Genomic DNA, 15,431 nt, shown 5'->3' on the forward strand with positions numbered 1-15,431 from the left:
AGCCTCTGCCTCCGCTTAGCGAGCAGACTTGAAGATAACTCCTCAATGCTGGCATTTGAATATTCCGTATCCATCACATCAGCCTTCATCCAATGCACAGCCAAATACCGGAGCTTGAGCAATTCCTACAATGTGGTTGCAGGCGTAGCCGATTACCGCATCCCCCCCTTTGCTGGCGCCTTCGTGCCCCCTCGCTATGGTAATCCCTCCATGGTAAATCTTTTCCCCCGTTTTACTGAAAAGAAAGCACTCCCCAGATGTGGTCGCCCCCAACTCGGATCGGAGTTGGCCATCCTGATCGAGAACCGGAGTTAGACCCGGAATTGAGACTGCCTCCTGCCATAGAGAACTGCTTTGAACCTCTAATGGCAAAGTTGTGTAATCGGCAAAAATCGCCACGATTGCCAATTGATCCGAACAGCTTTCAGAGATCCGGCGCAATTCCTTCACTGTTGCAACCGAACACGCGCATTCTGAGTGCAGGGTCACCAATAGGGTTGGCTTGTCGCGATGAATCAAGCTGCCAACTTTTCCCGAAAGCATCCGGCTTACATCTCTCGTTTGCAGATTTCCTGCTTGGTAGGAGTATTTCGTCAACAGACAGTATCCGGTAGCAATAGCCGCCACCCAGATCACCACCGCACCTATTAGGAAAGGTGATATCTTAAATCGCGAGACAATCATGGTTTGAGCCGTTTCTACGGCCCTTAGATTGCGAAATAAGCCTTAGTAATCCAGAATATTAAATCGAGCCTTACCAATACTGCCAACAACTACTGCTCAACATATAGCCCTATTCGATTTATTGCCGGTCTTCCATTGAAGCTATGCATAAGTCTAAAATCTGAATTTACCGTTGGCTTTAAAAGATTGTTTTCTTTTGCATAAACGCCACCACGTAAAAGTTTAAGCAAAGTAGTTCAATTGGACACTCAATTACGGCTCATAAGCAATCTAAAGTGCGCAATTTCGTTCTCGATTCATGCTGTAAAATCCCCCACACACGGTGCGGCCCCTGATCGTTTTCAGGGTCTTAGTCATCTTCACCTCATCAATCTTCACTCAATCTTATGGCACGCCTTTCCATTCTTTTTGGTTCACTCTTGGTGATTCTCGCTCTCGTGGGTTACTTCATCCAAAATACCGCCACCAAGTCCCCTACCGCTCTGATTCCTGCGATTTTCGGCGTCTTGTTGATCCTACCGGGTATCGTTTCGGTCCTTAAGCCAAAAGTCAACATGCACGCCATGCACGTATCGGCTTTGGTAGGGTTGCTTGGTGCCTTCGGCGGGTTGTTCATGAGCGTCCCCAAGCTCATCGGCAGCGCGCCACTCGCCCGACCACTTGCCACTGGCTCTCAACTGATTACCGGCATTCTCTGCCTGATTTTCGTCATCCTCTGCGTGCGTTCTTTCATCAACGCACGACGCAATCGGGCCGCATAAAAAGCCCTTTCGCAGCTCTGGACAGCTGACTGGAATCCGGGAGCAAGAAAACTCGGGCCACCGTGGGATAACTCTGGACATTTTCCCTACTTGCAGTTGGATGCAAGTCCCGTTCGAAGTACATTGACCATGTACTGGTTAAGTTCCCCCGCTCCGCTCTTGTAGCGGAGCATGTTCTACAAACTCCATGTCCAGAAATCTCAAAACCCCTGCTGCGGGGCTACTCGCAGCAGTATGCATCGCTGTAGCCATTTCGCGCTACCTCGAACATCGTCCCGCCAGGCCTCATTCCGCGGCAACCGTAACCCAAAAGGACCCGGAAAAATCGCCGATGCCGCAGCCGCCATCGGATAGCCCTTACACCGATCCGATCCCAGCTCCTTCAGGAGAAGAGCTTTTCGCCCATATCGGAGATCTCAGCAAGGGAGAGAATATTTCCCTCCCGCTGCCAGATGGCAGCACCCTTCTAGGTAAACTGAACTACGTAAACACCTATGACAACGGTGCGACCACCGGTGGTGGTATCCTTCAGGACGGTTCTGGCACGTTTGAAATCGCGAAGGAGCCATGGGGATATCGAGGCTTCATCCTGCAGAAAGATACTAAAATCGCATACGTCTATTCGAGTAGCGCTGAAGGCCGACTCGCCGTTGCCAGCCGCCCTCGGGACGAAGTGATCTGCGAACCCGAAAACGGTCCCGCCCCTGATGACCAACCAGAGTCGAGTGAGCCTGAAAATGCCGTGATTTACAATAACGGGCAATCGGTCGGCATTATTTTCGAGCCGATTCCCATCCTCAACAGCCTGCCTAGAGCGGCTGCGACCATCTATCTCGACTTCGATGGAGAAGTGATTGAAGGACAGGCCTGGGAAGGTGGCGAACGCATTGTGGCCACAGCCTACAATCTCCCTGCGTCGGAAGTCATCGAAATGTGGCAACGGGTTGCCGAGGATTACGCTCCGTTCGAAGTGAACGTCACCACCGATCTCCAAGTCTATCAGAAAGCCCCGAAAGGACGTCGTGTCCGATGCATCACGACGCCGACAAAAATCTCCTCGGGTGGCGGCATTGCTTATTTGAATTCATTTCAATACACAGCTGAAGCCTGCTGCTGGAATTACTATCGTGGCAAATCCGGTTCATTGGTGATCTCCCACGAAGTCGGTCACTCATTCGACCTTTCCCACGACGGGACCTCGGAGCTCGATTACTATCACGGTCATGGCAGTGGCGCAACCAGTTGGGGCCCAATCATGGGTGCCCCATACAGTCAGACCGTATGCCAATGGAGCAAGGGCGACTATCCAGACGCGAATCAACATCAGGATGACATCGCCATCATCGGAGCCACTGCCCCCCTCCGACAGGACGACCACTTTGCATCCACAGCATACGCAACTCCACTCACCTTCACTTCCGGCACCACGGTCTCTAACAGCGGCATCATTTCTTCCGCAGATGATATCGATCGATTCATCTTCACCACCGGTGGAGGTGCGCTGAACTTGTCATTTACCGGCGGCCCCACCGGACCCGATCTGGATATTGAAGCGAAACTTTACAATGAATCCGGCACTCTGGTTTACACCGCCTCTCCAGCAGGACAGCTCACTGCCACCATGGCAACCACTCTGTCAGCAGGCACATATACTCTAACCATTGATGGCGTAGGCAACGAAACATGGGACACCGGCGGTTATGATGACTATAGTTCTATCGGTGCTTATTCCATCACCGGCACCATCGCCTCCCCCGGCTGGCGTTTCCAAATCCCCGCTAATGCTCAGAGTGGTGCTGTTCTAGGCACCGTAAATCCAGGCAATGGTAGTTCTTACTCGATTACCGGAGGCAATACCGGATCTGCTTTCAGTATCGATTCACAATCAGGAGAAATCCGTGTCCTGACGCCTGCATCGCTGTCTCTTTCCGGCACCTTCGATCTAACCGTTTCATATAGTTCGGGCAGCGGTTCCACCAGTGTTCCAGTGCACTTGACGGTATCACCGATCCGGGGAATGAAAGCTGAACTGTACACTGGAATATCAGGCAGCGGAGTGGCACCCTTATTAACCAATAGCAATTACCCGGACAATCCTGCTGAAACCCTTTACGCGCCGAATTTTCAAGCCAACTACAACGGGAACAACATCGGCGAACGTCTAACAGCCTATTTGATTCCACCTGTAACAGGTAACTACACCTTCTGGACTGAAGCGGACGACGCCAGCCAGCTTTATCTATCAACGGACGATAATCCAGCCAACAAAGTTCGGATTGCCTATAATAACAACGCTACAGATCCTGGTGTTTACACATCGGAATCCAGCCAGACATCAGCCACTATCGCGTTAGTCGCTGGCCAGCGATATTACATTGAAGGAATCTTTAGAGAAAATACCGGCTACGATCATTTTTCCGTAGCCTGGCAACCACCTTCGCAATCCCGGCAAATCATTGCCAACGAGTATCTCGAATATCCAGGCACACTTGCCAACCGTGCTCCTTGGCTCCCGAATATGACCTACCGGGTTACCGAAGGCAGCGCAATTAATACTGCGATCGCAACGCTGACCGCAGGTGATTTCGAACCCGGATCGGTATTATCGGGCTTTACGATCACCAGTGGAAATACTGGCAATGCCTTTTCCTTGAATCCTGACACCGGTGTTCTTTCGGTAAATGGGACACTCAGCTTCGCCACTCTGCCGAAATACTATATCGGAGTCAAAGTGACCGATTCCGGAGGCTTGACGACAACTGCGGAAATCGCTGTCGAAGTGATGGCGCGTGCTGTGAAGCGTGAAGTCTGGAACAATGTAACCGGCAAAGAAGTCGAATATCTAACGGCACTTTCGAGCTACCCTGATCACCCGGATTCCACCAGCTACATCAGCATGTTCGAGGCTCCCCAAAATGTGGGAGACAATTACGGACAAAGACTTAGTGGCTATTTACGCGCCCCTGAAACCGGAAGCTACACCTTCTGGATCGCATCAGACGACGACAGTGAACTCTGGATGTCGAGTGATTCAGATCCGGCAAACAAATCGCTCATTGCTTATGCTCTCAGTTCTACAGGAAACCGATCCTGGGAAACCTACGACACGCAAAAATCGGCAACGATCCAACTAACTGCGGGCGAATATTACTACATGGAAGTTCTGCAAAAAGAAGGAACCGGAAATGACTATGCCGCAGTTGCCTGGTCCGGGCCTGATTTCGATCGGACACTGCTTGGGACACCACACGTCACCCAGGAGTTTTACAACCATGCAGCCCCAACTGTGAGTAATCTAACAATCTCCACAGTCGGTCGGCAGGAATCCACATCAGAAGTTCTGGGAACTGTAGTTGCCCAAGACTGGTCAGATCCGGGAACTCAGATTACCTACACCATCACCAGCGGAAATGATGATGGGGCATTTTCGATCGATCCGATCACGGGTGAAATCACCCGGAATGCAGGCGCTCTTGCTGAAGGAACTCGACAGTTGACGGTGACCGTTACTGATAATGAACCCAATTCCAGTTCTGCGACTGCAATTGTGACGATTAACATCGTAAAAGCAGGGCTGAAGCGGGAGGTGTGGACCAATCTTTCATCAACCCAATCTGTTAGCGATCTAACAGGCTCTTTGAATTATCCACAATCGCCCAGTTCCATATCCTACACCAGCAGCTTCGAAGCGCCATCGGGTATCGGCGACAACTACGGCCAGCGTCTCAGCGGATATCTGACCCCTCCGACTACGGGAGCCTATACCTTCTGGATCGCATCCGATGACGGTAGCCAGCTTTATCTTTCTACTGACGCAAATCCTGCAAACAAACGCAGCATTGCCAACGTGGTTGCCTCCGTATCTGAGCACGACTGGACCTCTCAAACCAATCAACAATCGGCTTCAATCACATTGCAAGCTGGTCAGAGTTACTACATCGAAGCATTGCACAAAGAGGGCGCCGGTGGTGATTACCTCGCCGTTGCTTGGCAAGGACCATCCATTTCACAGGCCATCATTCCATCGACCTATCTGGATCCAGATCTTCTCCGACCAGCTCTGAAGCGCGAAGTTTGGGAATCGGCCTCCGGTGTTGCCTGGACCAGAAACAGCAGCACGAACGAAATGAAATGGACGGTAAATGGAGTGGCTGCAGAAGGGAATGTTCCACCGGACAATAGCAGCAGCTTTGTGGGAACCATTTTCTCCCTCAAGGGGCCAACCAATGTGAGTAATAATTTCAGCGAGCGCATCACCGGCTATCTGGTTCCTCCCACAACTGGAGATTACACCTTCTGGATTGCTTCGGATGACGATAGCCGACTGTCATTATCCACGGATGAAAATCCGGAAAACCTGTCTTCCATTGCTTACGTCATCGCATCTGTTGATCCGGAATCATGGGATGTTTCCCAGACTCAAAAATCGACAACCATCAAACTGGTCGCTGGCAACCGCTACTACCTTGAAATCCTCCATCGTGACGGCACGCAAGGCGATCACCTCGCCGTTGCCTGGCAAGGCCCCGATTTTGATCGGACCATCATCGGCAATGCCTATCTGGAGCATCCGTCCACGCCATCAGACCACACTCTACTGAAACGTGAGATCTGGAATAACATCACCGGGAACGCGGTCAGCAATCTAACAAGTGCGACCACGTATCCAGCTTCACCTGATCTAACCAATGCTCTGGATCCCGATAAGGGCTTCGTTTCCTACACGCGCTATGGCGATTCCTATGGTCAACGAGTCAGTGGATATCTAACAGCACCAGAAAATGGAAGATACCGGTTCTGGCTGGCATCGGATGATGGAGGCGAGCTTTGGCTTTCAACGGATGACAATCCGGCGAATCGTGTGAAAATCGCGTCCGTCTCCAATTCGGTCAGCGAACAGGTTTGGGATACCCAAGCTTCTCAAAAATCGCGTTTGATCGCCCTAACCGCAGGCAAACGCTATTACATTGAAGCGCTGCACAAGGAAAACCTCGGCGGAGACCATCTGGCAGTCGCCTGGCAGGGTCCATCTTTTGATAGACGCGTCATTGGGAATACCTATCTGGAATCCCCGCTCGCGATTCCATCCACCCCATCGGTTAAACGAGAAATCTGGACCAATGTTACGGGAGAATCCATCAGTGATCTGACTCCCAATTCCACCTATAAAACGGCAAATCCTGATTCACGTGGCATCCTAACAAGCCTGGAGGGACCGGTTAATTTCAGCGAAAACTTCGGTGAAAGACTTTCAACGGTTCTAACAGCCCCCGAATCCGGATATTTCAAATTCTGGATCTCATCTGATGGAGCTAGCGAGCTCTGGCTTTCAACAGACGATACGCCTGAGAACCGTCTTAAAATTGCGAGTGCTGATGCAGCTACTTCACGGAAATCCTGGAACGAATCCCCCACCCAAGAATCCGGCATGATCGAACTTGTCGCAGGTCAAAGGTATTATCTTGAGGTATTACATCAGGAAGGAACAGGCGCGGATCATGTAGCTGTCGCTTGGCAGGGCCCTTCATTTTCACAACGTATTCTTGATGGCAAATTTCTTGAGTATCCGGGCACGCTTGCTGCCCCCCCTGCTCTCAAGCGTGAGCTTTGGTATAATGTTACAGGAAATGCCCTGACCAATCTAACCACGCTCTCAACCTACCCGAATCGCCCCAGTGAGACCACATCGCTCACGGAATTCCGTTCACCCACCAATGTTGCTGAAACATTCGGTGAAAAAATCAGCGGTTATCTCATCCCACGATTCAGTGGAAGCTATCAATTCTGGATCGCTTCCGATGACGAGGGCGAATTATGGCTATCCACCACTGAATCTTCCACAGACAAAGTGAAAATTGCGTCTGCAAACGTATCTGGAGAATTGAACTTCTCGAATTCTACGACCCAGGAGTCTGCTGCCGTTGATTTGGTTGCCGGTGAACGCTACTATATCGAAGCGCTTCACAAAGAAGGGATCGGCTCCGATTATGCTGCAGTTGCCTGGGCTGGACCCAATTTCAACCAGCAGGTCATTTCCGGCGACTTTTTGGAGTATCCGGGCAAAATCCCGGGCTCAATCCAATCGACAACACAAGTTGCAGAAACCGGGATCAACCCGAGTTACCGCTTCTGGATGGAATTCGCAGGAGTTCCGACGGAAAATCAAGACTCTCACGCAGACCCTGATCACGATGGGATTCCCAACGCGCTGGAATTTGTTCTCGGCGGCAACCCTGCAGCCAAAGAAGCCAATGCCATGACTCTGCTACCAAAGATGTCGTACGAGGGTGATTGGGTCATCTTTGAATTCCGACAAGCTGACGTCGCCTCGGCAGTCGATCCGTTTGTGGAGTATGGCACCTCTCTGGAATCTTGGACGCGAGCGATTTCTGGCACGGATGGCATTGAAGTCACCACTGAGGATGATGCCTATGGCACCGGAATCGATCGTGTCATAGTGAAAGTTCCCCGGCAGCAGATGAATTCCATGTTCATGCGGCTGAACTCCAACATGGAATAGCCCTATCGGTCATTCGCTCCATCTACGTCATCACGTGACTCTGGGGCGATTGACTCATTGCCGAGATGAATTCATCTTAGGGACGTCCAATGCGCTGGTGAGCGAGTTGCCAGCGCATTGTCCCCCCATGATGAAAATTGTCGTCCACGACTACGCAGGTCACGCATTCCCAATTTCGTTAAGCCGAGCGTTGGCAGAACGTGGGCATGATGTCGTTCACGCGTTTGCATCATCGCTACAGACACCCCGTGGCGAACTGACTCGCAGAGTAGATGACCCAAGTGGTCTTCAATTTCGCGAAATCCGGATGAACCCGGATTATCCGAAGCATAAATACTCCTTCCGCCGTCGGCGTTCGATGGAAATCGAGTATGGCAAAGAGGTTGCGCGGTTCATTGATTCATGGAAGCCGGACGCGGTTTTGTCCGGAAACACTCCCACCGAAACGCAGGAACCCATCACACGCGCCACCACTGCCAACAACGGCCGCTTTTACTATTGGGTCCAAGATTTTTACAGTTTGGCCGTCGATAAAATCCTGAAGAAAAAGATCCCCGTTGCAGGTTCTTTGATAGGAAGCTGGTACCGTCATCTCGACCGCAGGCAATTTTCCAGAAGCTCTCGGATCATCGCCATCACATCCGATTTCACTCCGATCCTCTCTAACGAATTCGGGGTTGATGCGGATAAAGTCGATGTCATTCCAAACTGGGCGCTGATTGACGAAATCCCGCTACTTCCAAAAGACAATGAGTGGGCGAGGCGGCACCAACTGCATGATCAATTTGTGTTCCTCTATTCCGGCACGATCGGCATGAAACACAATCCCGCCATGTTGTTAGAGCTTGCACTGCGGCATCGCGATTCTCCGGACGTTAAAATAGTGGTCGTCTCCGAGGGAATCGGTGCCGAGTGGTTGAAAAAAGAAGGTGAAAAGGCCGGACTTACCAATTTGAAAATACTTCCCTATCAGCCGTTTGCTGAACTGCCAGCCGTGCTAGCCACTGGTGACGTTCTGATCGGCATTCTGGAGAAGGAAGCAGGAACATTTTCCGTTCCATCCAAAACACTCAGCTATCTTTGCGCTGGGCGCCCCTTGCTACTGGCTCTGCCTTTGGAAAATCTAGCAGCCCGTATCACCGCCACCCAGCGTGCTGGCCTGATGGTTGAGCCAGATGATATCGATGGCTTTCTCTCCGCTGCCGATCATCTGTTAGATTCGGATCACTTGCGGATTGAGCTCGCGGGAAATGCCCGCCGATACGCTGAAGAAACATTTCCCATCCACAAAACTGCCGCCACCTTCGAACAAATCCTCTCCGGTAATTCCAAGTGAGCACCACGACTTCAGCTGACCCGATCCATGTTCCCCGCACCGCAATGGCGGTATGGGTGGAGCGATTGATCTGGCTCTTTGCTCTGTCGTTCGCGTTTGACTACCGAGCCTCCGAATCCCGTGCGGCAAACGGCGGCGTTGGTCTGGACCAACTGCTTTTTCTGGGGCTTTGCATCAGCTCAACATTCGCCATAGTCGCAATCGGTTGGAAATACCTCACCGTCCGACCAGGCGCATGGTTGATTGGTTTTTGGGGATGCTTCATCGCTTACATGATGGCAAATGCATTCCTCCAAGGCGTCGCTCCTGGACGAACGATTCGCATCATCCTCCCGCTTTGCTTTGTGCTTGCTGGCATGGTCAATGTGCACATCGCCACGTGCATGGGCATTCGTCCTTCGCGGATTGTCGCGGCCGTTTTTACCGCTGCATGCATCAATGTGATCTGGCGGATTGTCTACGGTCTCGCATTCACGGAAATCACGCTGGAAACAGCACGCACGGAAGTTCAAAGCACGGCGAGCAATTGGCTGGCGGCATGGATCGGTTGCGCCATTCTGCTACGTCCCAAGTTTCATTGGACCTTATTGGTTGCATGCGGCGTTCTGTTCACCGGGGTGCTTGTCACCGTCACACGCTCACTGCTTTTCCCGGTTTTCACCTCTGCCATGGCGACCTCATTTTGCTACTGGCTGGGCATCAAATGGGGCATCTTCGAGTGGGGAAAACTTCCACGGAGACTACTCCCTGTGGGGGCAGCTACGATGCTTATCCTAAGTGCTTTGATCGTTGCCTTCGTGGCATTTCCCGAGCTGATCGACCGCTGGGACGAGCGCTTGTTCCATTTAGCAGCAGATAAAAATCTCAGTGCTGACATCTCCTATCTAACACGCCGCGCGGAGGCCGATGCGATGTTCAAGATCCTGTCAGATGATCCAGTCCATTTCATCAACGGCCGCGGCATCGGGGCGTCCTATTATTGGGATCCTGCCTATCTTCCTGAGATTTTGCTAGACTACCCGCCGGACATGGAAATCGAAACCGACATGTGGTTCGCGGGGCATTCGACCTGGATCTACTCGATCTTTTCGGGAGGAATCATCGGGCTCATTGCTCACGCCGCCTTCTTTGGTGCGATCATGGTATTCAGCCTGCGAGGAGCCGCCTCGAATTCCTCACACCCCGGTCCGGATCAGTGGCTTGCGTTTCTGCCATTTATCGCTGTTTGTTGCTTGATGAGTGAAACTCTGACCTCGAATCCACTCCAAGAAAGGCTGACAGGTGTATTGCTTGGAATGATGGCTGGTCTTCCACAGGCTTTTCTAGTCAGATCGTCCTGGATTCACCTCTCCACCCGTCGTAACGGATGACATCATCACCCCGAAAAACCGTCGCCCTCGCAGACACACGTTGGTTTGGCCATCACCCAACTTACTTGTTAGAGTTTACGGCTTCTTTGCTAAGGTGTCGGTCACGCGTGATTCTGATGTGTGCGGAACCGCAAGAGATTCGCGATAAACTGGCTGCGGTTGGGATTAAGAATCTCGATGAGGATTTAATCTGCATCCCCTTCACTGCGAGAAATCAAAGCTATTTCCAATCCGATCGCGATCATGACCCGCTTACCACCATCATGCGGTGGTATCATACGGGAAAGACACTCCGTGTCGCCGAGCGAAATCACCAAATAAAAGCCGATTTCGTTTTCCTCGCCTACCTTGATAGTTACATCCGCTTTGCACCTCTATCCGTTCTGCCAACCTGGCTGATCGGTCGACCATGGAGTGGTCTCTATTTCCGCAATCATCATTTCGCCGAATCATCCGGGACATTGAAGCTCGCTGCAAAAGGAGATTTTCTTCTACGGAATTCTCTTTGCCAAGCGGTCTGTGTTCTGGACGAGCGCTTCGATGATGCCATCACGTCCATCAGTGGGCAGCAGGTGATTCACTTTCCCGATGTCACCGATGAAACCCCACCCGCTGATCCATCGGAGGACCCACACGGTATTCGACAAAAAGCCAGAGGCCGGAAAATCATCGGGTTGATCAGTATGGAAAAGCGCAAAGGCCTGATCACGCTTTTGAAAGCAGCAGTCGAAGCGCATCAGGCACAAGAGCCTTGGTATTTCGTCGCCACCGGCCCCTTTTTAAAGTCCACATTCTCCGATGAGGAATTGGAATTCTGCGAGTCCATACTGGCAAAAATCGACAGCGGTGAAATGGACAACATCCACTTTGATACAAGCGGCGCGAGAATCCCAGACGGCCAGATATACAACTCCTTGTTTACCAAGTTCGATTTGATTTGGGCCGCCTATGAAGGTTTTGAAGGAAGCAGCAATGCGCTTACAAAAGCTGCCATCTTCAAAATCCCACTCGTCGCAACATCAGGCCAATGCATTGGCAATCGAGTGAAAAAATATCAACTCGGCACCACTTTTGAGGAAGCGGATGTTCCAGCTTGCATGGTCGCCATCCGGTCTGCGCTTGCAGGGAATGACACAGATGGTTCGCTCCTCACTCCACAATTTGAAGCCTATCAGGCTGAGCACTCGAGAAGCCGCCTTGATGAGATATTCGGCAGTTTTATGGTCTAATACCGGCGATGTCCTTCAACTTGGCGGACAATATATCATAATCCGTCTCACCCGCGAATTTGCTCCGTGGTATCGTGAGGCAGTGCTGTTTCATTGCAATCCAATCATCAATCTGGAGTTGCTCAAAAAACGCGATCAGATTTTCTTCCAACGATTCGGCAAACGTCCATCCGCATTTTCTTTCTTCGACCCAGTCACCAGTTTGGGTTGATTTAGCAGCAATCACCGGAACTCCAAAACATCCGCCTTCGTAAATTCGATTCGGCAGTAGCCAGGCCGAATTGCCGCCGGGATCGGTCTCATCAAAGGACCAATTCAGATCAATCGCACCATACATCTCTGACAAGTCTCCGGGATAATCATAAGGCCCCTCGAATCGCAGATTGGGCAAATTCCCGAGTAATACTGGAAAATCTTCAGTGATCGTTCCCGAAGCATAGCCACGAAGCCGAAACAGCACCCGATCCCCCAAGCGCGATGCCAAAGCATGCATCAGCTGCATACTGCGCCGACAGCGGAAAGCGCCGAAACACCCAATGACCCACGGCTTTCCGGTCGAAATCGGTTTCCCGATGGCATGGGAGGCTTCCAATCTGTCACTGGGATACACCTTATTTTCTAACAAGAAAATCTCACCCGCGAATTTTTGAGTGGGGAGAAAGTAATGCTGAATAAAGCCTGGTGATGTGGTCACCAATAAAGCAGATCGGTTCAACACCTCACGCTCGACTCGACGCATGATTTTCCCCGGCCAGCCTGCACTGTACATCACCGGCTGAATGTCCGCCAATTCCAAAACCAATGGTATCCTCACTCCAACGAGCCAGCGTGCGACCAGCGCAAGAACTGCGTTATCGGTATTAACGACATAAAGCACGCTGCTGTTGGCATATTGCTCACGATTCCGCCATAAAATCAAAATGGAATTGGCCAGTGTCCAAAGCCGATGGATGTAACGGCGGTTATAGGTTGTCCCTAGATGGACGTTATTCCAATCCGGCTCTGCTTCCACTTTGTCACGGACGCGATGAAACGTATAGCCCGTCACTTGCCAACCTCGATCCCGCAAAGCAGCAATTCTCTTTTTAACTCGGGCATCCCCTCGTTCGTGAGCAAAAAATGCAATCGGTCCACTCGGATTGGACGACTGCATGCCACCTTTCCGACCTAACAGCAAACTTGAGAATATCGGGATTCTCTCCATCACCCAACCAGCAAACACTGCGATGATGCAAACAAGAAGCGCAATCCATGGAGCCATGGTCAACGCAAACCAAGGCGAATTTTTCATCGGGAAGTTAAAATGAATCAACGCGACAAAGGCGTAGTTCTGAACAATATAAATATCCAAACTCCTCCGCCCCAACGAATTGAACATCGATCCCAAGCAGCGGCGATGGATAACACTCCAGACACCAAGGAAAGATAGTCCCAAAAATAGGCCGGATGCATATCGAACCAAAACATGAGTCAGGTTTCCTGCATCCAACGCCATTCCCGAAACATAGATGTAGGTGCGTTCAGTCCAGAGATACCAACAACCCACGGATGCAGCGCCAATGGCGATCCAGCCAGGCAGACCCAATTTTACTTTTGAGAATACTCCCAGCTTGGCACATTGATAGCCGATGACAAAAAAGGGAAAGGTGTATTTAAAATTCGCAAGCACCTCGTAATCGGGCACTGCAAGAACCACCAATATCGCGACGATGCAGCCAAAGACGTGATCGAATTTACCCCACTTCAATGCGGCGGTAATAACCATCGACAGGAATGCCGCCCACAAAAACCAGAGCCCGAAGCCAAGTTCATGCAAGAGGTGCTCAGGAAATGCCGACCAATCGCCTTTTAGCGCCGTGAGCGACACTTGATAGAGCACTGACCAACCAATCAGTGGCAACATCAATTGCTTGAACCGTCGACAGGTGACATTTTTGAAAGTGAGTCTCCTGATCGAACCGATCGACAAATAGCCACTAATTGCCATAAACAATGGCATGTGGAACATGTAGACCGTTTTAAAGAACGGGTCCTTCCAGAATTCGCTATTCGTCCAATCGGTGGCCCAGTCGTATCCGGTGAATTGGATCGCATGACCGTAGACCACCAGAAAGATCAATACTCCCTTCAAAGAGTCGATCCATGAGTTGCGCGACGTTGCTTCAGACATTTTCGACAACAGTTTGCTTGCCCAACACCGCAGCCACTCGTCGCGGCAACAGCCAACCGGTGAGGCATAGAATGGTGATGCCCATGGCGGCCAACATGAATTCCATCGATCCCAACCAAAGCACCATGGTCGTGATACCAATCATCAGCATGGATTCAACAATTTGAATGACAGCCAGTCTTCGAACTTGTCCCGTGCCGATCATCATCGCGTGGTTTAAATGTCTCCAGACATGCGCCACAAAATAAAGCGCGTAGCATCCCATTGCCAGATGGGTGGTGCCACCAAAACGATCGCCAAGCCATAGATGCAGCGCCCATGGCCCAAACAGCGTCATTCCAACAGCTGAACAAAGGGCAAAACTCATGCCAAATCGATAGAGCCGCTTCGCAGCCTTGCGCGCCCAATCCAAATCCCCCCGCGTTAATGCTTCAGCTACGGCAGGCCATGTTGGCGTGCTCAACATGATGACGAAGCCCAATTGCATCACCGTGAGCGAAATGAAAATGCCATAGAGCGCGACATTTGCAGGGCCGCCACCAATTCTGCCGACCAACCAGCCGCAGAAATTGTATTCCACGACGCCAGTGACGAGAAAGCAGGTCGAAAACGATATTCCATCTCCAAACAAATGCTTGGCCAATGACGGCCTGAAAGCACCAACGGAGGGACGCATCAATGGGTGCTTTCGCCATAGCGCTATGGTATTTCCGATCTTTGCCAGAACCATCGATCCGTGGACGGCTAACACCAGAAACCATACCTGCGGAACAAACCAGATCCCTCCGGCCACCGCAGCTGCAGCAGTTAGATTTCCGATCGCCCCCCATAGGTTATTGGACGCAACCTCAAGATGCCCTTCCCTGGCTCTTTCGGTTAGATTCAGCACAAACAGGCAGACGAAAATCGCCAGTCCCATCCATAAGCCAGCCCGGAGTTGAGACTCGTAACCGGCAAACTCCGAACCATAAAGTTTTACCACCGGGACAAGTGCCAGCAGTCCTCCAACCAAGATCCCAGCGACCAAGCCGAGACCCACCATCAGGAAAAACGCTGTTGAACCCAGTTCCCGCTGACGTTGCGAATCGTGATTGGCACGAGCTTGGGAAAGGCCATGTGTCAAAGCCGGCCCCACGCCGATTTCTAACAAAGCTATGGTGGTCAGCGTCAAACTGACGGTGGTGTATAGGCCGAATTCCTCCCTGCCGAGAACGCGGAATGCGACAGGAATGGAAACCAGTTGCAGAAGGATATTTCCTGCTTTGGAAATCAGGGATGTAACCACGGCAAGCCGGATCGATCGATCACGACGCACCGCGGCTTCATTGGATTCAGTAACTGGCATGCCTTAGGAAAATCGT

At 51.3% G+C, this 15,431-nt stretch carries 8 protein-coding genes; 5 read left to right on the forward strand and 3 right to left on the reverse strand.

The features are described 5' to 3' along the window. Positions 1–78: 78 nt before the first annotated feature. Entirely contained in the window at positions 79–684 is a 606-nt protein-coding gene (locus JIN85_RS08055) for a thioredoxin domain-containing protein (RefSeq protein ID WP_200269443.1), read from the reverse strand. Positions 685–1,070: 386 nt separating this feature from the next. Between JIN85_RS08055 and JIN85_RS08060 the strand changes: the two genes are divergently transcribed. The 5 genes from JIN85_RS08060 (at position 1,071) to JIN85_RS08080 (ending at position 11,900) form a co-directional block, all read left to right on the forward strand. Beyond that, complete coding sequence (locus JIN85_RS08060; RefSeq protein WP_200269445.1) at positions 1,071–1,445, forward strand: hypothetical protein; 375 nt, start codon at positions 1,071–1,073, stop codon at positions 1,443–1,445. A 187-nt stretch (positions 1,446–1,632) separates the two neighbouring features. After that, positions 1,633–7,965, forward strand: a complete 6,333-nt coding sequence (locus JIN85_RS08065) for a PA14 domain-containing protein (RefSeq protein WP_200269447.1) — start codon at positions 1,633–1,635, stop codon at positions 7,963–7,965. Between the two features lie 127 nt (positions 7,966–8,092). Next, positions 8,093–9,301, forward strand: a complete 1,209-nt coding sequence (locus JIN85_RS08070; RefSeq protein WP_200269449.1) for a glycosyltransferase family 4 protein — start codon at positions 8,093–8,095, stop codon at positions 9,299–9,301. After that, positions 9,298–10,671, forward strand: coding sequence for a hypothetical protein (locus tag JIN85_RS08075; protein ID WP_200269451.1), 1,374 nt, complete (start codon positions 9,298–9,300; stop codon positions 10,669–10,671). The genes JIN85_RS08070 and JIN85_RS08075 overlap by 4 nt, the downstream gene beginning before the upstream one ends. Beyond that, positions 10,668–11,900, forward strand: a complete 1,233-nt coding sequence (locus tag JIN85_RS08080; RefSeq protein ID WP_200269453.1) for a glycosyltransferase family protein — start codon at positions 10,668–10,670, stop codon at positions 11,898–11,900. The genes JIN85_RS08075 and JIN85_RS08080 overlap by 4 nt, the downstream gene beginning before the upstream one ends. On the opposite strand, the gene JIN85_RS08085 is transcribed toward JIN85_RS08080, so the two are convergent. Together JIN85_RS08085 and JIN85_RS08090 are read right to left on the reverse strand one after the other, a co-directional pair. Continuing rightward, complete coding sequence (locus JIN85_RS08085) at positions 11,890–14,070, reverse strand: acyltransferase family protein (protein ID WP_200269455.1); 2,181 nt, start codon at positions 14,068–14,070, stop codon at positions 11,890–11,892. The two genes, JIN85_RS08080 and JIN85_RS08085, sit on opposite strands and share 11 nt — an antisense overlap. After that, positions 14,063–15,415, reverse strand: coding sequence for a lipopolysaccharide biosynthesis protein (locus JIN85_RS08090; RefSeq protein ID WP_200269457.1), 1,353 nt, complete (start codon positions 15,413–15,415; stop codon positions 14,063–14,065). The genes JIN85_RS08085 and JIN85_RS08090 overlap by 8 nt, the downstream gene beginning before the upstream one ends. Between the last annotated feature and the right edge of the window lie 16 nt (positions 15,416–15,431).

The organism is Luteolibacter pohnpeiensis, assembly GCF_016595435.1.
Lineage (GTDB): Bacteria > Verrucomicrobiota > Verrucomicrobiia > Verrucomicrobiales > Akkermansiaceae > Luteolibacter > Luteolibacter pohnpeiensis.

Coding starts and splice junctions, on each gene's coding strand:
- JIN85_RS08055 (WP_200269443.1), bottom strand. CDS start 684: ATGATTGTCTCGCGATTTAAGATATCACCTTTCCTAATAGGTGCGGTG.
- JIN85_RS08060 (WP_200269445.1), top strand. CDS start 1,071: ATGGCACGCCTTTCCATTCTTTTTGGTTCACTCTTGGTGATTCTCGCT.
- JIN85_RS08065 (WP_200269447.1), top strand. CDS start 1,633: ATGTCCAGAAATCTCAAAACCCCTGCTGCGGGGCTACTCGCAGCAGTA.
- JIN85_RS08070 (WP_200269449.1), top strand. CDS start 8,093: ATGATGAAAATTGTCGTCCACGACTACGCAGGTCACGCATTCCCAATT.
- JIN85_RS08080 (WP_200269453.1), top strand. CDS start 10,668: ATGACATCATCACCCCGAAAAACCGTCGCCCTCGCAGACACACGTTGG.
- JIN85_RS08085 (WP_200269455.1), bottom strand. CDS start 14,070: ATGTCTGAAGCAACGTCGCGCAACTCATGGATCGACTCTTTGAAGGGA.
- JIN85_RS08090 (WP_200269457.1), bottom strand. CDS start 15,415: ATGCCAGTTACTGAATCCAATGAAGCCGCGGTGCGTCGTGATCGATCG.